The sequence below is a fragment of the Symmachiella macrocystis genome (assembly GCF_007860075.1).
GTDB classification, from domain to species: domain Bacteria; phylum Planctomycetota; class Planctomycetia; order Planctomycetales; family Planctomycetaceae; genus Symmachiella; species Symmachiella macrocystis.
Window position 1 is genome coordinate 4,547,307 of sequence record NZ_SJPP01000001.1, and the last position, 18,821, is coordinate 4,566,127.

The window sequence follows — 18,821 nt, forward strand, 5'->3', positions numbered from 1 at the left end:
AATCTTCAGTATCCTGGTCAAGGGTGGGTTATCTTCGCAGTGCTCAGTGTCGGATTCCCAGGACGTCGCGTCAACCGATGGGGTGTGCAGATTTTTCGGTGAAGGGGTGAGGCTTGATGGTGGCTTTGTCGGCAACAGAAGTACGAACCACGAAAAAAACGAAAGTCACGAAAACGAAACGAGAAGAAGTTGGGTGTTAGTAGCACGGCATCAAAACAATGGTCGGTAAATCCGGCCCTGTAAAACCCTTCCCCATTTGTACCCCCGCCGCTCAACCCGCTACAATAGCGGCAACGTGAAATTCACCTCCGCTCCTTCTAATAACCAGCAGACACAGGTGCCCGATATGTCCTCATCGCAATCGCCGCTACAGTCCTCGACCGACTCGTCCCGTCGCGACTTTTTGAAGTCCGCCACGATTGCCGGAGCCGCTGCGGCTGCCGTGACGACCGGGAGTGGGCCGTTGATTCTCAATGCCAGTGATAAGGCGGGCAGTAAGCGGGCGCGGGTGGGGCAGGGGGAATTTGTTTACGAGTGCGATCACCATTTCGGCGAGGTGCCCGACCATGTTCGTTGGGGGGACACGCACGGCGTGTGCGTGGACGAAGCGGGGCTGATTTATGTCAAGCATCGCCAAAAAACCGATGAGCCGATGGATGCGATCGTGGTGTTCGACGCCGACGGCAAATTCGTCCGCTCATTTGGCAAGGAATACCATGGCGGCGGGCATGGGATCGATGTCCGCAAGGAGGGGGGCGAGGAGTTTTTGTATCTCTCGAATACCGGTCGCGGCACGACCGCCAAGACGACGCTGACCGGCGAGCAGGTGTGGGTCAAGGAAGTGCCCCAGGAATCGGGCAAATATGACAACGGCGAAAAATATAGCCCGACAAACATCTGCTTCGGGCCCGACGGCGGGTTTTATATCGGCGACGGTTACGGTTCCTCGTATTTGCATCAATACGACAAGAACGACAATTACGTTCGCACCTGGGGAGGCAAGGGGCGCGAAGCGGGTGAAATGTCGACGCCGCACGGCCAATGGCTCGATAACCGCGCCGGCCGCGAGCCAAGCCTGGTCGTCGCCGACCGTGCCAACGGCCGCATGCAATACTTCACGCTCGATGGCGAGCACATCGAATTCATGTACGACGTGCTGTTCCCGGCCGATGTCGACATTCGCGGCGAGATCTTAATGGTCCCCGACCTGCACGCACGGATTTCGCTATTCGACAAGAACAACACGCTGATCACCCACCTGGGAGACGATGCTGCTTGGCGCAAAAAAGTCCTGGACGGCTTCAATGTCCGCAAGCAACCGGAAACGTGGCAGGACGGAAAGTTCATCCACCCGCATGATGCAGCGTTTGATCACGACGGGAACATCTACGTGGCGGAGTGGGTGCCGACGGGGCGGGTCTCGTTTTTGCGGCATGTGGGGTAGGGCGGCATCAACCCTCGTTCCGAAACTCCGTTTCGGAACGCAATTTCTCGAAGCTCCGCTTCGAGTGACTTGGCATAGATTATCAAACGCAATCCCTAGCGAAGCAGAGCTTCGCGAAAGGGCGTTCCCAAGCGGAGCTTGGGAACGAGGGGAAGAACATTTTGGCATCCTGCCGGGTTTTAGGGAATCTTCACGTGGACGTAGACGCCTTCGTGATGCACGATCGTTAGTGTACGACTCTCGAAGCATACGATGATGGTGTCACCATCAAAAAAGCAGCTGATGTCGAAATCGTGTATAAAGCGTTTCAAATCTGAGGAATGGCATTTGAATTCGCTCAGGTTGTGTCGAGTGCACGCTTCTGGAACCAAGAAACATTCCCCACGGTGCTGGGCATCTTCGAGATGCACCAACTCGAATATTTCATCATCGCTGAGGCTGCTACTTACGAGGTCCCACTCGCCATCGACGATCTGGTGAACTTCAAATTCAATTCCTTGCGCTGTTAGACAAGCAAAAAGAGCGTCTGGGTTCAGCCAGAATAGTGATGGAATCGCCTTTATTGAAGCCGGAATCAGCTCGTGCAATGTTGCAATCATCGCCCCGCTCCGGAATGACATATAAAGGCACCGGCTAGCTTCTCGCCACCGGCCGCTCGCCACTCACCCCTCAAATCACCTCCGCAATCGGCTCCACCGGCTCCACGCCGACCAGCTTCTGATCCAGCCCACCGTAGAAGTAACTCAACCGGTTGGGGTCTAGGCCGAGTTGGTTCAGGATGGTGGCGTGTAGGCGTTTGACGTGGAGTGGGTTTTCGACGGCGCGGGAGCCGAGTTCGTCCGTTGTGCCGACGCTTTGGCCTCCCTTGATTCCGCCGCCGGCCATCCACATCGTGAAGCCGAAGGCGTTGTGGTCGCGGCCGGAGCCTTTGGCGTACTCGGCTGTCGGTTGCCGGCCGAATTCGCCGCCCCAGACGACCAGCGTTTCATCCAACAAGGCCCGCTGCTTGAGGTCTTTCAGCAATGCGGCGATCGGCTGATCGGTGTTGCCGGCGTGGTAGTTGTGGTTCTTTTCCAGGTCGCCATGGGCGTCCCAGTTGTTGTCGTTGTGGTTACCGCCGGAGTAAAGCTGAATGAACCGCACACCGCGCTCGACCAGTCGCCGGGCGTAGAGGCAGCGCTTGCCGAAATCTTCGGTCCGCTTGTTATCCAGGCCGTACATTTTTTGCGTCTCAGCGGTCTCCTGCGAAATATCGACCGCTTCGGGGGCGTGCTTTTGCATTTTGAAGGCGAGTTCGTAACTGGCGATGCGCGCGGCCAGATCGCTGTTGTCGCTGCGGAGGGCGAGGTGATCGGTGTTGGCGGCGTTGAGTGAATCCAACAAGGTCCGCTGCGCCGCGCGGGACATCCCTTCGGGGGGCGCGAGATCGATGATCGGAGCGCCCTTGGACCGCATTTGCGTCGCTTGATAAGTCGCCGGCATATAACCGCTGGACCAGTTTTTGGCGCCACTGATCGGACCGCCGGTGGGGTCGAGCATGACGACGAAGCCGGGCAGGTTTTCGTTCTCAGTGCCGAGACCGTAATTCACCCAGGAGCCGAGAGCGGGGCTGCCGCTGAGAATCTTGCCGGAGTTCATCATCAACATCGCCGAACCGTGAATCGGCGAATCGGCGGTCATCGATTTGAGGAAGGCAATGTCATCGACGCAGCCGGAGAGGTGCGGAAAGAGTTCCGAGACCCATTGGCCTGACTCGCCGTATTGTTTGAATTTCCAGCGCGGCTCGACAATCCGACCACCGGTTTTGTGTCCGCCACGGCCGAAGGTTTTCACGTCGACCGTTTTGCCGTCCATGCCGATCATGTCCGGCTTGTGGTCGAACGTATCGATATGACTCGGCCCGCCGTACATGAACAGAAAGATGATGCTCTTAGCTTTGGGAGCAAAGTGCGGCGGTATGACGGCCAACGGATTCGTCGAGTCCGCTGCTTGTGCGGATTTGGAAAAGAACCCATCGCCCGACAAAAGTCCCGTCAGCGCCACGGAGCCGAATCCGCCGCCGGCTTGCCAGAGAAATTCGCGGCGGGTGCGGCCGCAGAAATTATTTTGTGTGCTCATCGCTGAATTCTCCAAGTCCGTAGGGCAGGCTCCTGCCTGCCATGAATGACAGATGACTTGTATTTGATATCCCAAACCGATGGCTTTGCCGTCGACTCAGGACGTTCGTTTGTTCGATTGACTTTCGGCTGATGTCAAACGGGGGGCCGTTTGTTTCCGTTATTGTTGTTGAATGTCGATTGCGACGACGGTGCCGTCGGTTTGGGGGCTTTGTTGGAATGCGACAGGCGGGAGCCTGCACGACATGAGATCAGTCCAGGTAGGTGAACTCGTTGAGGTTGTAGATGTATAAACAGAAGTATTCCAAGGCTTGGTCGGCCGTTAGCTTGTGTTGTTTTTGCAGCTTCTCAATCAAGGCGGCGCCGCGGGCGATCTCTTGTGGGTCGGCGGGATGGGCGAGGGCCAATTCCAGGGCGCGGCGGATCTGTGCTTGTGTGTCGTCACCGCACTCCTTGCGGAGCCGTTTCGCGAACTCGATGGCTTGCTTGTGGATGAAGTCGCCGTTGATCATCCCCAGCGCCTGCGTGGGTTGCGTGGTGGCAAAACGGGCTTCGCAACTGGAATCGGTTTCAGGGAAATCGAAACTGGCCAACATCGGCGTGATCAACGAGCGTTTCACATGGATGTAAATGCTTCGCCGCGCCTGTTCCTCCGGCGTCGATTTGCCCCAGCCCAATCCAGGCTGTGATTGCCCGGCGAGGACCTCCGCGGAGATTTCTGGATAGACACCGTGGCCATACATTTGCAAATTCAAACGGCCGTTGACAGCATGGATCGAATCACGTAATTCCTCGGCGCTCATCCGCCGCATATCAAACCGCCAGAATAGATCGTTACGCGGGTCGCGAGACAAGCCTTGTGGATTGCCTTGCGACGACATTTGATAGGCGGCCGACATCATGATGGTCTTGTGTAACTGCTTCAGTCGCCATTCCCCGGCAACCAACTCTGTGGCCAACCAGTCCAGCAGCAACGGATGCGTGGGGGCATCGCCCAGCAGGCCAAAGTTGTTGGTGCTGCGCACGATGCCGCGGCCGAAATGATGTTGCCAGATGCGATTGGCGATCACGCGGGAGGTCATGATGTTGTCCGGCGAAGTGATCCACTGAGCCAATACAGTGCGACGGCCGGAGGTCTTGGCCCCTTCGGGAGCGACGGGGATCTCCGGAACGGGTGCATTGAGAATCGTCGGAAAACCCGGCGCAACTTCTTCCCCTTTGGCATGTACGTTGCCTCGCATCAACACGTGGGATTGCGGGGGCCGCGGATTGCAACGGGTGACCGACAGGGCCGATTCACGGGGAGGCAACTTGATCGCATTGAGTTTCTCGAGTTCGCTTTTGAGCGACGAATATTCGGCCCAGGCGGATTCGTCGAGATAATCCTTGAGTTTTTCGTTGAGTAATTTCTGGCGGCCGCGGCCTTCGGATTGGCGCTGATCGGGGGCGGACATTTTGACGATGCCGGCTTGCTCGATCGGTTGCATCTTTTCGCGGACCGCTTTTTTCTGCCGGTCCAACTCCGCATGTTGCGTCGCCAATTCGGGAGAGGAGATGTCGGTTTGATTGTACGAGAGTTGATCGCTGCGGATGCCGTAGGAGGGGACGCCTTCGAAGAACGACAACAGGCTGTAATAATCGGTTTGTGGAATCGGGTCGATTTTATGATCGTGACACCGCGCGCAATTAATCGTCAGGCCTAGCATGACTTGGCTGGTCGTGGTGAGGATGTCATCCAACTCGTCGTAGTACGCTTGTTCGCGGTCGACCGGCTCATCATCCCACAAGCCCAAACGGTAATAGCCGGTGGCGATGATCGTCTCAGCGGATGCGTCGGGCAATTCGTCGCCGGCAAGTTGCTCAGTCAAAAACCGGTCATATGGTTTATCGTCATTCAGGCTGCGGATGACGTAGTCGCGGTACCGCCAAGCGTTGGGCTTATCGCCGTCGCGTTCGTAGCTGTTGGTTTCCGCATAGCGCACCAGATCGAGCCAATGTCGCGCCCAGCGTTCGCCGTAACGAGGTGAGGCCAACAGCCGGTCGACCACTTTTTCATAGGCATCGGGCGCGGTATCCGCGAGAAACGCTGTGACTTCATCGGGGGTGGGTGGCAGTCCGGTCAGGTCGTAGTAGGCTCGACGCAACAACGCGAGTTTGTCAGCTTGCGGCGCGGGGCTGAGGCCGTTCTTTTCCAGTCTCGCCAAGATAAAGGCATCGATTGGATTGCGGACCCACGCGCTGTTTTTCACAGCCGGTGGCTGGGGATGTTGGATGGGTTGAAACGCCCAATGTTTGTCCCACGCGGCCCCTTCGGAAATCCAACGGCGAATCAATGCGATCTCTTCTGCTGGCAGCGGCTTCTCTTCGGGGGGCATCCGTTCGATTTCATCGTCGGTGGCGATCCGTCGCAGCAATTCGCTTTCTTCCGGTTTACCGGGCACGATGCCCAATTCACCGGAGTCCAATTCGGCAAACACCGATTCGGGATCATTCAACCGCAGTCCCGATTCCGCCACGTCGGGGCCGTGGCAGGCGAAACAGCGTTTGGCCAGGATGGGACGGATTTGGCGGCCGAAGTCGACGGGGGTGGGGGCAACTTCCTTTTCGTCCGCCGCCAAGAGCGGCATGGCCATGAGCAACGACACAACGCATGCGCCGATGAGCAGTGCGGACGACTTTAACTTCTCCGAAAAACCCCGAACCATCGATACTGATCTCCCACTGTTGCGTGCGCGCTCAGGTGATTGCGCGTAACATCGTAGCGCCGGCTTCCATTGTCGCGATCCCCCCAATCCAGCACAACACAAACAGACAGTTTTCGCGATTGTGGGCAGCGATTTTCGCCGGACTTTTAGAACAACCCGCACGCTGCCGTTGACTTGCAGGCGTGATTGACAGCGGTCAAAACCGTTTGCGTGGGTGCGCAGCTGCGGGTACCGTCGTTGTTGTCGCTGTACTTTGACGATTGCTGAAAAACGAGGTGCGCTCATGCAAGACAAGACCCCACGCCATAGCTGGCTTCGGCGGCATCCGTATTTAATTACCGCTACGATTGTGTTGCTGTTTGTCCTCGTCGCCTGGGGTTGGATATGGATCACGGGGCCGCGTCGATTTATTGCAGCGGTGGAACAGGCCGGTGGCACGGTTCAATTTCAAGAATTCAACACCACGGTCCCGCTGTGGGCTCGCGCGTTTGTGAACAGAGAGAACTCAGTCTTTACGACCATCGATTTGAGCGGCAGTCAAGTCGATGACAACTGGTTGCGGCGAAACCAGGGTTTCCGCAAGTTGCTGAATGTGACCTTTGACCTGAAAAAGACGAACGTGACCGATGTCGGTCTGGCGGCGCTGGCGGGAGCGGAGAATGTCGATGACGTCATGCTCGTCGAGACCGCAGTCACTGATGCGGGGCTCGTCCATCTGCGTACCATGCCTCGACTGAACAGACTCGCATTAAGCAAAACTGGGGTTACTGATGCCGGTCTGGCGCATCTGTCCGGAGCCCCGCGTTTGCAATGGCTGTGGTTGGATGACACGCGTGTGACCGATGCGGGATTGGTCCACCTGGGGACGATTCCCTATATGGGCATACTCGATTTACAGCGGACCGCTGTGACCGACGCGGGGATGAAACATCTAGCGAATTTGCCACAAATGATGGCCTTGATGCTCAACGAAACGGAGGTTGGCGATGCGGCGATTGCTGACATCTTGAAGCACAAGGATTTGCATACATTAGGACTGGGCCGGAACATGACGGACGACGGTTTGCAAAAACTCACCGCTCTGCCGAACCTCGTACATCTAAAACTCCAGCATTCTCGGGTGACCGATGCCGGGCTACAACATCTGTCCGCGTTTCCCAAATTAGCGCATGTGGAATTGGGGGGCGACCTAATCACCGAGCAGGGGCTGACGAATTTGGCGGAAATTAACAGCCTCAATGGCCTCTACTTGCATGGACCGCAATTCACCGATGCCGCACTGGAGACACTCGACTCATTGCCTAGCCTAAAACTTCTCGTATTAAACAACACCAGCGTAACCGATGCCGGCATGAAGGTGCTCGCCTCCGAAACCACACTGACGTGGGTTAACTTGAAAAAATCGCTCGTCACTGATGATGGCGTAGAACATTTGGCAACTCTACCCAAGTTGCAGGTTTTATATCTTGAGGATTCTCCCATCACCGATGCCGCCGTGCCGTATTTTTCGCGAATGCGGTCGTTGGCAGCTTTGCATCTGCGAGAGACGCAGATCTCCGCGGCGGGGATTGAAACACTGCGTCGTGAATTGCCGGGTTGTGAGATTCATTATTAAATTGGACCTAGGGTGCGTTCACTGTGTTCGCGACCCTAGGCTATGCTGTGTAACGCCTTTGGCGTAATCAATCATTTCGTCAACAATGCTCTTGTCCTCCATCCTTTCAGCACCCCAAGTCCCATCGCCATGAAATACGGTTTGTTGTGGTTAACGATGGGTCTGCTGCTGGGCGTGCGGGCGATTGTCTCGTCCGGATGGTGGCTTGTTTGCCTGTGGCCGGCTATGAATCTCACGGTGCTCGGGATAGCCTACCTTGGGAATTGGCCGTGGATTTTCGGCAAACGTCCTAACGGCCGTCTTTCCTTTGTGCCGGTTGTTGTGTTTCTTCCCTATCTGCTTTACGCGTGGACGATTTGGCGTCTCACCTACTTTGTGAGACGCGAGCATCCGTATGACATTGTAACTGATCAATTGGACATCGGTCGCAGATTGTTGGCCCAGGAAATGATAGACGGCATCGACAATGTGATTGATCTGACGTGTGAATTTGCAGAGCCAACTGCCATTTGCTCAGCGGTCAATTATGTTTCGTGCCCGATCTTGGATGGTTCCATTCCGACGTGGCCCCAATTGCGGCGGTTGATCGACGAGATCAACGAGTGCGCCGGTACGACCTATATTCATTGTGCGCAGGGACATGGTCGGACCGGTTTGGTGGCGGCCGCGTTATTGATGCACCGCGATCCCGACCTATCACCGCACGATGCGTTGCGTCAACTTCAAGCAGTACGCCCCGCCTTGGCTTGCAATGGCGGGCAAATGGCGATGTTATCAGTTCTGAAAGCACAAATTGATGCCGACAAACCGCAGTTGTAACCAGCACTGTCCCGCCGTACGATGGATCGGTTGACCGCAGATCTTGGAACACTCAGTCGGGTCAACTCGATAAAAATCTTAGCTAAAGGTAGACGCATGGCACCACCGCAGCGGCCGGATCGGACCCCTGATAAAGTGGCCGCTGAACTTGCACAGACTGTCGATTCCGCCGACGGTAAAAAAAAGTTCAGCGTCCGGCCGATCGAATTGGTCATGGGCCGCGGACAGACGCTCGGTACGGAAACAACCTCGCTGTTGCACACGCGGTTGCGCGCGGTCGCGTTGTTGCTGTTGGTGGTCTACGGCTTGATCTTTCTCTGGGCGATGATCAATCGCAACGGCAACGGGGGAAGTGACTTTCTCAACGACATGGCGGTGATTGAACATGTCGATTTGGTGCGACTGGTGCTGGTGAGCGGCATTGTGGCGTATCTGTTCGTCAAGTTGCAACTGTCACAAACGGTGTTACGCAGCATTGAATATACGTTGTTCGGCGCATTGACGTTGATGTGGATTTATGTGCGATACGAAATCGCCCTTAATGGAGCGCTCTCCGGAAATACGGCCGAAATGGTGCTCGCCGCACGCACGCAAATGTTCGGAATCTTTCTGTTGATCATTGTTCACGGGCTGTTGATTCCGCACCGGTGGATCGGAACGGCGCGCGTGGTGTTCACAATGGCGATGGCACCGTTGATGACGCTGGGATTGTTCGCCATCAGGCATGCCGACTTGGTGGCTGAATTGGACGGATTGACCAGCCTGGAAAATATCAGCACCGAATTGCTGATTGTGTTCGTAGCGGCACTGCTCGCCACCTACGGTGCTGCCGTTCTCAGTGCCATGCGTCTGGAAGTTCATCAGGCCAAAAAATTCGGACAATATCATTTAGTAAAGCTGATCGGCAGTGGCGGTATGGGGCAGGTCCACTTGGTGGAACATGACCTTCTCAAGAGGCCCTGCGCCATGAAATTGATCCGCCCCGAAGCCGCCGGGAATCCCACCGCACTGGCCCGGTTTGAACGAGAAGTGCAGTCGACAGCTGCGCTCACGCATCCTAACACGATTGCCATCTACGACTACGGTCATTGTGACGACGGCACATTTTATTATATCATGGAATATCTGCCCGGCATGAGTCTCGACGAGATGGTCGAACAGTATGGACCGTTGCCGGCCGGGCGTGTGATTTATTTGCTGCGGCAGGCGTGCAGCGCAGTGTCCGATGCGCATGCAGCGGGCTTGATTCACCGCGACCTCAAACCGGCCAACTTGTTCGTCTCGGAACGGGGCGGCATGTGCGACTTCATTAAGGTGCTGGATTTTGGCCTCGTGAAGCTCACCAATGAACCAGAGGCACCACAAATCACATCCGATCAGGTGATCAGCGGGACGCCGTTGTATATGTCGCCCGAACAAGCGATTGGCGATCCTGCGCTGGACGGGCGAACCGATATGTACGCCCTTGGTGCCGTCGCCTATTACATGCTAACGGGTCGGCCGCCGTTTGAAGGGGCGACACCGGTCGCAGTCATGATGGCGCACGCCACCAAGGAGGTCGAGCCGCCTTCAACGCACAGCGACAAAATTCCCGCGGACCTTCAAGCCGTCGTGCTCAAATGCCTTGCCAAGAAACCGGCGGACCGCTACGACGATATGTCGGCGTTGGAACAAGCCTTGAAAGACTGTGACGCGACCGGAGATTGGAATGCGAAACAAGCGGCGCAGTGGTGGAGCGAAGTCTCCCCGCAGACTGTGTCTTCCACAGCAAATTCTCCCTTTAGTGAGACGGTCTATATGGAACACGTCGAATCGGATACAGCAACCTGAAATTGTTATTCTCCGGTCAGAAGGTTGATCCTTCGACCATTGACGCAGATTGGCACTTCTCATGAATATCGGTTGGCACGGCGTCCGTTTCGGACTCACGCTGAATCGCATCAGTTCCCAAGTCATCGCAATTGTATTTTTGCTGCATACGGCGATCAGCCTGGCGTTGGCGCCCTGGATTGTCGGTCGTGAAGTGAATGGACTGGTCGGGTTCGGATTGGGCATCCTGATCGCTGCCATCTATCTGGGTATTATCCGTTTTGCGTTCATCATCGATGCCAACGAAAAAATGCAGTTGGTGGTTTTCGTGATTCTATCCATCGTCGTCTGCCAGTTGGTCTATGCCCATCCCGCTACGTTAGAGCGTATACTCACCGCTCTGGGACGCATTACACCGCCGTTGCTGTTGGCCTGCTGCGGGCTATTTTTTGTGGGAAGCATCTTGAGCATCACGCCGGTGGGAAACATCCTCCGCTGGCTGTTTTCCGCTGCGGCATTGGCGGCATTGTTCGGTGCGATCGTGTTGATGTTGGAAATCACAAAAATCGGCGGTGAGATTCCTGTGCCGGCAATTTTGCGGGATTCGCCGTTGTACAAGTTCCCACAGATGTTTGCTGTCGGTTTGGGATGCCTGGGTATCTTGTTCCACGCCCTCTCGCTCCAACAAATTGCACGGCGGTTTCATGATTCAGCCACTGGGAAATACACGCTGCGGTTTCTGGTGTATCATCTATTCGCCAGCGCGATCGTGCTGGGTATTGATTATTTCTTGCGGGATCATGCCACTGAAGCGGTGATCACCGTGGGGCCACATATTTTCGACTCCGTGGCAATTCTAGCCAGCGCCGCTATCGGGTTGGCAGTGGTGATTGACGGGATGTGGCTGAGCCGAGCGATTGGTGGTGCCCACGACCTGATCAATCGCCAACGCGACTAAGATTTTCGGCCGACGTTCGAATAATCAAGAAACCTCGTAAGAAAGGACGTCCCTGATGAATCGTGCTCGCTTGTTGTTGACGTCTACTATGTGTGGCATCACGGTTGTTCTCAGCTGTGGATCGCCAGCTTCAACGTTGGCGGCGGAATCTGGTGGGTTTAGTGTGCTCACTCCGCGGCAACGAAACCGCGTGGAGGCGTCAGTCGATAAAGGCTTGAAGTTTTTGGCGTCGCAACAGCAGCGTGACGGGTCGTTCCGTGCGCCGGCAGCCGGTCAACCAGGGGTCACCAGTCTGTGTGTGTTGGCCTTCCTATCGCGGGGACATTTGCCGGGGCAGGGCCCTTATGGCGAGACCATAGAACGCGCCATCACGTTTTGTCGTTCAGCACAACGCCCCGACGGGCTATTCAGCCAAAACAAGCCGGAGTCCAGGCACCGCTATCTCCTCGCTTCCCACGCGGCGACTTATAATCATGCCATCACTGGATTGATGCTCACGGAAGTCTATGGCATGCTGCCGAACGACCAGCCCCAACAGGCCCCCGCATTCCAAGGCCGGTTTCCCGCTGCCGCAGGTCCGACCGATTTACGCGTGACCATCGAACGGGCCATCCAATTCAGCATGTTGTGTCACCCGCAGCCCAAACGATTTCCCAATGAACGAGGCTCCTGGCGGTATTTGCGGCGGTACGGCTTGAATGACGCCGACCTGTCGATCACATCGTGGCAGGTCATGTTTTTGCGTTCGGCGCGCAACGCCGGATTTGATATTCCAGCGCGGGATATTGAGCAAGCGGTCAAATATATCAAAAGTTGTTACGACGCAAAGAACACAACGTTTGTCTATGAAATCGTCGAGGAAGAACCAGAATTCAACCGACCACGAGCGATGGCCGGTGCGGGGATCTTGGCACTCTCGCTGGCGGGACAACATCATACGGAGATGGCTCAGAAAACGGGCGCCTGGCTATTGCAGCGGCCGTTTACGCAATATGACCGTCCCATCCGTGGTGAAAACTGGCATGTCTATTCGGCGTTTTATTGCAGCCAAGCTATGTTCCAATTGGGGGGAGAGTATTGGGAAAATTATTACCCCACATTCGTCGACACGGTGACCGCTCACCAATCGCGCGACGGCGCTTGGCGGCCCGCCGGTGGACTGGATCGGCGTTACGGTGAGGCTTACACCACAGCAATGACCGTGCTGGCACTCACGCCGCCGTATCAACTACTGCCGATTTTTCAGCGCTGACACAGCTTAGTCATTTATGAGCGTGACTTGCGGCGGATCGGCATAATCCTGCCAAAGTTGTTGCGTCCGTTTCACGTTCAGTGCTCCTTGACCGATGTGAAAACGAAATCGCGATTCGTACGGCTTGCCGGGGCGAATTTGAAACTCGCCCAAAACCAACGGGGCGAAGACGAAATAAGGTTTCGAAGGATGCAGTCGCACCGGTTGCGGCGCGCGGAAATTGCTAGGGCTAGCGAACATCGTCACGTCATACGACCGCCCGTCGAGTTGTCCGGACATCGTGACCCAGTCCGGCCGGCTATGATTGCCGTTGGCCCGCGTTTCGCCTGCGCTGGTGAGAAATTCTGCGCCATCGGCCTTCAGCCATTCACGACGCCCGCGGATCGCCATTCCGCCGTAGTGATATTGATTGATCGTCAGCGGGCTGTCTCCGGCACAGCGTTGCGTGGAATGGACGTCGAAGAGAAAACCGTCGCTCACATTGTAGATCCGAACGTCCCACGTCTCATCCAATACCGGTTTCTGGCCATCCGGAGCCGTCAAATCGGTATGTAGGAGCAACACACGAAATCCACCGGCCACCTGACCTTCAAAGGTCTCCCCGATTGCAGCGTGTTCGATTTTTGCCGCTTGGGATTTTTGGTCCCAAAAGTTGATGTCGCGACCCTCGAATGTGGTATTCGTCCAGGCAAACATCACGCCATGTTGATGCGGATGATCGGGGGCAAAGTCATCAGTGAGAATCTGTCCGTCCGGCGCATACAGCGGGTGTAAGTATCCGCTGCGGGCATAATACGCTTCATTTGCATTGGGAGCGGGGACGACGGCATGGTTGTAGTGCAGCACCGGTTTGTCGCCGACAGACACGACCAATTGCCGTCCGTTGTCCCGACACGTCACCGCAGGTGCTGGGGGGGACTCAGCCGTAGGCGACAGCCGATAGCGTCGCGACTGGCTGGCTTTCAACTCTTCGCCGAGGATCCACATGATTCGCGGTGGATCATCCTGTGTGATTTGGACTGGAACTTTTTTCCCGTCCTCTACCCGAGAGAGCGTGAAACCAGTCGCCTTGCGGAGTGCTGCCGGCAATTCCCAAAAAACCGGCGTCGACACGCGGTCCAGTTTCCCCGCATGGAGCTTGAGCGTAACCGGTTCAGCGACGGCCAACAGCGGAACGCATACCAAGACGCCCGCAAGCAAACAGACTCGCACGGTGTTCATGCAGTGGTCCTTCGGTTTTCAGAAGCCTATCGTTGCTCGCCATAAAACGCCGATTCGCACGCATTTACACGCAATCACTGCTTTCCGGCGCTGGAATGATGCAGCAGTTTGGCTTTTTCATACTTCGCGTCATTCAACAAATCCACGACGTCTCCCAAATACGGAAACCCCGCTTCATCCAGCGACTCTTTGGTATAGAGCTTACGAAAAAACGCATCGCGGTCGGGAATATCCCGGGCACCGTGCGCTGAGACTTTGTCCAACAGTTTGTAATTATTGGTCGCTAATTCAATGACGGCATCGCGGCGTTTGATGAACTCATCGTTGATGATTTTCTGAATGGCCGCATCATCCAGAGCGCCCACTTGTGTAATGGGGTGTTCGATCCGTTTCACCGAGAAGAACGCCCGTTCCAGCAACATCCGCATGCGGGGGTCGCTACTAATGGCAACGTGATCCAACTCGTGCAACAGCAACACCGAATCCCACATCGTCGGAGCATCGTAGGACTCGGGGAGTCGGATCGTGTGCTTCAGCTTCCAGTGGATTCGCTGAATTTTGGGCCGGATGATCACGTAGCGTCGAGTGCGGCGATTCACAACTTGGTACTCATAGAGAAACCGAGTCCGCACTTCGATCGAAAACAGAGCGCGTCCGGGAAACCGATCTGGTTCAATCGACGGATCGTAGAAATCGAAATTGATTTCACTCGCGTTCACCAGCGTCTTGAACTGCGGTGGCGCTTTCCGTTGCGACTCGGCGCAATGCAAAGTGCGTCCAAAGGTCGCGACAGTGATTATCGCGAATGCGCAAGAAATGATGTGTAATCGCATCACTGGGCGGCCCTGTGAACTATAAATTATAAAGCGATGTTGTTCCCATAGGCTAACACAACAAACGCTTCTATCACAGAGCCGTCATCAATTCTCAGCCGCTGACAACCGAGTCATCCGGCCGCCAAGATGCCACAGGGACAAGTTGCCTCAGAGGCAAATTGGCGACTAATGCCCTTGGTTGCGACAACAGTGGCGGGCCAAATGCACGAGCCGCACCAGGATGTCCCGGTCGCAGTACTCCAGGCGGTCTTCGAATCGCTGACTCAGGTACGGGAGCTGCGCGGCACGAATGGCGGCGATCAATTTGTTGTCCGACAAGTTGGAGATCTCTTCGTCGCGATACTCAGCAATCTCTTCCTTGGTGGAAGACTGGCTCCGGTTGGGCTGTGGACTTTGGAGTCGTTTGGCGATTTTTTCGGCAGGGAGTAACAGCATCATCGGCCTTCCTCGTGCTAGCGGCTGATTGGATTGTCAGGGACTTTGGGTTTGATTTGAGGTCATTGAGACAAGTGAATGGGGCGGCATCTCAACCTTACCAGCAAGTTGTGTGCCACGGACAAATTTATGACAACTCACACAGGTCATAGTCATGTGCATATAGGCCAAAGTTGCTGCATCCAAGTTTTTCTTTTGCGCATCGATTTTGAGACGCTCGACGGCGCGGCGAAATTCTGTGCTATGTTGCTTATAAATTGGGCCTTGAATGACGTGCCACTCAGTCGCCGTACTCATCAAAAGCAGATGATCCGCTGCCTCGACAATCTGGTCAAATTGGTTGGTCATCAGCCCTTCGAGGATTTTTGTGTTGTCCTCAAGCTTCGCCCGCATGAATACCTGAACCGGGGTCATTTTCCGGATGTTGGGCTTGGCGGCTTTTTTGCCTGCGTCCTTCTGCACAGCCGGTTCGGCAGCGTGTGAGACCTGATCCGGTTGACTACTGAGCACCCAAGCCGTCCCGAACACTGCGGACAGCGTCAATGCGACTGTGAGGAGGCGTGGGGTATTCAGTCTCCGGAAGTAGTCGGTCATCGTGTTGTACTCCTTGTTTGCGAATGGTGGTTTAAAAATTGATTATCCGCCTCACTTGGGGCGAGCTTCTGATTGTTTACTAGGGCCGGAATTTTTGGCGAAATCGACTTGGATTTGATTGATGACGACGTGCACTCCCTCGACTTGTCCCGCGCTCTCTTGGGCCAATTGCTTAAGATAATACAAAGGGAGCGTGCCTGTCATGACAAGCCTGCCATCTCGGCATCGGCAGGCGATGGATTCGCCAAATGAGACAGACGTTGTCCGTAAAGTCTCCAGCACGGACTCCTCAATTTCCGCATCCCGATGGGACAATCGATTTTGGTTCCTGTCCTCCCGTACCAAACCAGGCATCTCGCAATTTCCCCTTTTTTGAGCGATATTGAAGATCCGCTTACATTCGGATCAGTCCATAAAAAAACCTTTCCGCCAGTCCTTGGACCCTGCGAAAAGGCAATCACTACCAAACTCGGCCACCCAGTCATGGGAGGTCGAGGCAGAGCTAATGTATACAATGCCGCGCAGTTCGTCAAGATTTCAATCACTGCACAAGCGTTATTCTATTGTCCCTCACAGCAAGTGCATGGGAAATCGGCCACCCCACTTTCCTCGTAAGTACCGTCAGGTTATGATGCGCTGAGGAATGATGCGACCAACGGAGCGGGCAATCGACCTTTCGCAGCCGTAGCATTTCACGACTTTTTATTTCGTCCGTTGGCCCATGGCGTGGTTGACCGGATGGTCGGGCAATGACAGCCTAGACGTCGCGTAGATATTTGCGACGTTTGGGCTTTTTTCGTGGTTCAAACAAACGTCCTTGGTCGCAGCCGGGGACTGCGCTCAGGATCGGCGCGAGGGTGGACTTGACCTGTGCAGGTTTACCTTTGGGGATACAGTGAGATGATGCATACTCCGCAACCATCCCGCATTTTGATCGTCGACGGCGATGCCAATGCACGGGAACATGTGCGCGAGATTTTGGAGCAGGATCACTATTTCATCGACACCGCCGCAACGGCAACTGAAGCACTTGAGAAAACACGACGTGAAAAAATTTCGGTCGTGATTCTCGACCAGGGAGTCCCGGACTGTTCCGTCGAACAACTGATCCCTGGCATTCAACGATTGGCGCCAGAGGCTGCCATAATTTACGTAACCGACTCCGTTGATGGTGCCGTCGTCGCTATGCGTTTAGGGGCGGCCAATTATCTCCTCAAGCCGATTAACCCCGGCGTTCTACTCGCCGATCTTGTGAGTATCGTTGAACACCAACGCGCCAAGTCGGAGCTTCGCGATCAATATGTCCGTATGCAGGCCGTTGTCAATTCGGCCATCGAAGGCATTATTACGATCGACGAGACAGGTGTGATCGAGTCGTTTAATCCCGCCGCTGAAAACATGTTTGGCTATACGGCCGACGAAGCATCAGGCATGAATATCAGCGAAATGATGCCCGATCCTTATTCATCGGAGCACCATCTCTACCTCAGCAACTTCCGGCGTACAGGAATTCGCAAGATCATCGGTACGGGACGCGAGGTGGTCGCTCAACGCCGAGACGGCACCACATTTCCCATCCATCTGTCGGTCAGCGAAGTTCAACTAGAGGATCGGCGCCTATTCACCGGCATGGTCCGCGACATCACTGCGATCAAACAGGCCGAAGAAAGGTTGCTGCAATCCGAGCGGTTGGCAGGGATCGGCCAGGCGATGGCTGCGCTGGCCCATGAAAGCCGTAACGCGCTGCAGCGCAGCCAAGCCGGACTGGAAATGTTGGCGCGGCGCATCAAAAAGCAACCCGAAGCGACCATGCTCATCAAACGCATTCAACGCGCACAAGACGACCTGCACCAGTTGTATGAGGATGTACGGGAATACGCCGCTCCGATTCGCGTGAATCCAGAACATACGGCGATTTCTGATATCGTACGACACGCCTGGCACGATTTGGCATTGGCCCGCGAAGGTCGCAATGCCTCATTGACTGAAACCGGCGATGATCCGTATTGCCAGGGGGATAAATTCGGACTACGGCTGGTTTTTCGCAACATCCTCGAAAATGCCATCGCCGCTACCACCGAAGCACCCCGGATCAAGGTAGAATATGGGGAGACCGACTTTGTCGGCCAACCCGCGGTGCGAATCTGTATCTGCGACAACGGCCCGGGACTGACGGCCGATACACAACAGCAGATTTTTCATGAATTTTACACAACCAAAACACGCGGCACCGGTTTGGGGATGGCGATCTGCAAGCGCATCATTGTCGCACATGGCGGATTGATTGAAGCCGAAAACCGACCGCCGAACGGGGCGTGTATCACGATCATATTACCTAGGAGTCAATCATGACACGCATGTTGAAAATAGCCGTCGCCGATGATGAACCGGAAATGCGAGAATATTTCCAAGACACGCTCTCCGCACTGGGCCACGAAGTGGTGGGGACCGCCCAAAACGGCTTAGAACTGGTGGAACTCTGCAAATCCACCAGCCCCGACTTGGCGATCACTGACATCAAAATGCCGGACATGGATGGGATTGAGGCGGCCACGCGGATTCGCGAACATTTTCCCGTGCCGGTGATTTTGGTCTCAGCGTTTCATGAACCCGAATTGATTCAGCGGGCATTGCAGGATCACGTGTTGGCCTATTTGGTCAAACCGATCAAACAAGCGGACCTAGAAACGGCCATTGCGCTGGCCATGCGCCGATTTCAAGAATTCCAAGCCTTGCATCAACAAGCGGCGGACTTGCGACAAGCCTTGGAGGACCGCAAAGTGATCGAACGCGCCAAAGGCGTATTGATGAAACGCGCCGGCCTCGACGAACCGGACGCGTTTCGGCGGTTGCAGAAACTGTCGAACGATAAAAACCAAAAACTGATCGACATCGCTCAAATGATCGTCACTGCTGAGGAAGCGATGAGTTGAGGGTTTCAAAAGACAATTAGCCACGGATTCACACGGAACAGACACGGATAAAAGAGATCCGTTGCCATGCTGAACGTCGGAGG

Annotated in this window: 16 protein-coding genes; 8 read left to right on the forward strand and 8 right to left on the reverse strand. The window is 55.3% G+C overall.

All coding sequences use genetic code 11. The annotated features are described in order from the left end of the window. Nucleotides 1-346: 346 nt before the first annotated feature. Nucleotides 347-1,444 (forward strand): twin-arginine translocation signal domain-containing protein, encoded by a 1,098-nt coding sequence (locus CA54_RS17680; protein ID WP_146372128.1) that lies wholly within the window; start codon nt 347-349, stop codon nt 1,442-1,444. Between the two features lie 179 nt (nt 1,445-1,623). On the opposite strand, the gene CA54_RS17685 is transcribed toward CA54_RS17680, so the two are convergent. From CA54_RS17685 to CA54_RS17695, 3 genes are all read right to left on the reverse strand, one after another. Next, on the reverse strand, nt 1,624-2,043 hold the full coding sequence (locus CA54_RS17685; protein ID WP_146372129.1) for a hypothetical protein: 420 nt from the start codon (nt 2,041-2,043) through the stop codon (nt 1,624-1,626). Between the two features lie 70 nt (nt 2,044-2,113). Then, nucleotides 2,114-3,562, reverse strand: coding sequence for a DUF1501 domain-containing protein (locus CA54_RS17690; protein ID WP_146372130.1), 1,449 nt, complete (start codon nt 3,560-3,562; stop codon nt 2,114-2,116). A 250-nt stretch (nt 3,563-3,812) separates the two neighbouring features. Then, entirely contained in the window at nt 3,813-6,266 is a 2,454-nt protein-coding gene (locus CA54_RS17695) for a PSD1 and planctomycete cytochrome C domain-containing protein (RefSeq protein WP_231963098.1), read from the reverse strand. A 283-nt stretch (nt 6,267-6,549) separates the two neighbouring features. Here CA54_RS17695 and CA54_RS17700 point away from each other — a divergent pair, with 283 nt between their 5' ends. The 5 genes from CA54_RS17700 (at nt 6,550) to CA54_RS17720 (ending at nt 12,719) form a co-directional block, all read left to right on the forward strand. Beyond that, complete coding sequence (locus CA54_RS17700) at nt 6,550-7,881, forward strand: hypothetical protein (RefSeq protein ID WP_146372131.1); 1,332 nt, start codon at nt 6,550-6,552, stop codon at nt 7,879-7,881. Nucleotides 7,882-8,010: 129 nt separating this feature from the next. After that, nucleotides 8,011-8,700 (forward strand): dual specificity protein phosphatase family protein, encoded by a 690-nt coding sequence (locus CA54_RS17705; protein ID WP_197532535.1) that lies wholly within the window; start codon nt 8,011-8,013, stop codon nt 8,698-8,700. 96 nt (nt 8,701-8,796) lie between these two features. Continuing rightward, a complete protein-coding gene (locus tag CA54_RS17710; RefSeq protein WP_197532536.1) occupies nt 8,797-10,530 on the forward strand; it encodes a serine/threonine-protein kinase in 1,734 nt (577 codons plus the stop codon). Nucleotides 10,531-10,591: 61 nt separating this feature from the next. Further along, the gene (locus tag CA54_RS17715) at nt 10,592-11,467 is read left to right on the forward strand and encodes a hypothetical protein (RefSeq protein WP_146372134.1); all 876 of its coding nucleotides are present in this window, start codon (nt 10,592-10,594) and stop codon (nt 11,465-11,467) included. Nucleotides 11,468-11,522: 55 nt separating this feature from the next. Next, entirely contained in the window at nt 11,523-12,719 is a 1,197-nt protein-coding gene (locus CA54_RS17720; RefSeq protein WP_146372135.1) for a hypothetical protein, read from the forward strand. A gap of 6 nt (nt 12,720-12,725) precedes the next feature. Here the strand turns inward: CA54_RS17720 and CA54_RS17725 are convergent, their stop codons facing one another. The 5 genes from CA54_RS17725 to CA54_RS17745 all read right to left on the reverse strand — a co-directional run bounded on the left by CA54_RS17725 (nt 12,726) and on the right by CA54_RS17745 (nt 16,159). Next, nucleotides 12,726-13,940: a DUF6807 domain-containing protein gene (locus tag CA54_RS17725; RefSeq protein WP_146372136.1), complete on the reverse strand. Its 1,215-nt coding sequence runs from the start codon at nt 13,938-13,940 to the stop codon at nt 12,726-12,728. A 74-nt stretch (nt 13,941-14,014) separates the two neighbouring features. Beyond that, entirely contained in the window at nt 14,015-14,773 is a 759-nt protein-coding gene (locus CA54_RS17730; protein WP_197532537.1) for a hypothetical protein, read from the reverse strand. Nucleotides 14,774-14,941: 168 nt separating this feature from the next. After that, nucleotides 14,942-15,214, reverse strand: a complete 273-nt coding sequence (locus CA54_RS17735; RefSeq protein WP_146372138.1) for a hypothetical protein — start codon at nt 15,212-15,214, stop codon at nt 14,942-14,944. A 33-nt stretch (nt 15,215-15,247) separates the two neighbouring features. Further along, nucleotides 15,248-15,805: a hypothetical protein gene (locus tag CA54_RS17740; protein WP_146372139.1), complete on the reverse strand. Its 558-nt coding sequence runs from the start codon at nt 15,803-15,805 to the stop codon at nt 15,248-15,250. Nucleotides 15,806-15,856: 51 nt separating this feature from the next. Further along, complete coding sequence (locus CA54_RS17745) at nt 15,857-16,159, reverse strand: BON domain-containing protein (RefSeq protein ID WP_146372140.1); 303 nt, start codon at nt 16,157-16,159, stop codon at nt 15,857-15,859. A gap of 546 nt (nt 16,160-16,705) precedes the next feature. Here CA54_RS17745 and CA54_RS17750 point away from each other — a divergent pair. Then, nucleotides 16,706-18,157 (forward strand): hybrid sensor histidine kinase/response regulator, encoded by a 1,452-nt coding sequence (locus CA54_RS17750; RefSeq protein ID WP_146372141.1) that lies wholly within the window; start codon nt 16,706-16,708, stop codon nt 18,155-18,157. Further along, on the forward strand, nt 18,154-18,738 hold the full coding sequence (locus CA54_RS17755; protein WP_146372142.1) for an ANTAR domain-containing response regulator: 585 nt from the start codon (nt 18,154-18,156) through the stop codon (nt 18,736-18,738). Before CA54_RS17750 ends, CA54_RS17755 begins: the two co-directional genes overlap by 4 nt. Nucleotides 18,739-18,821: the final 83 nt, after the last annotated feature.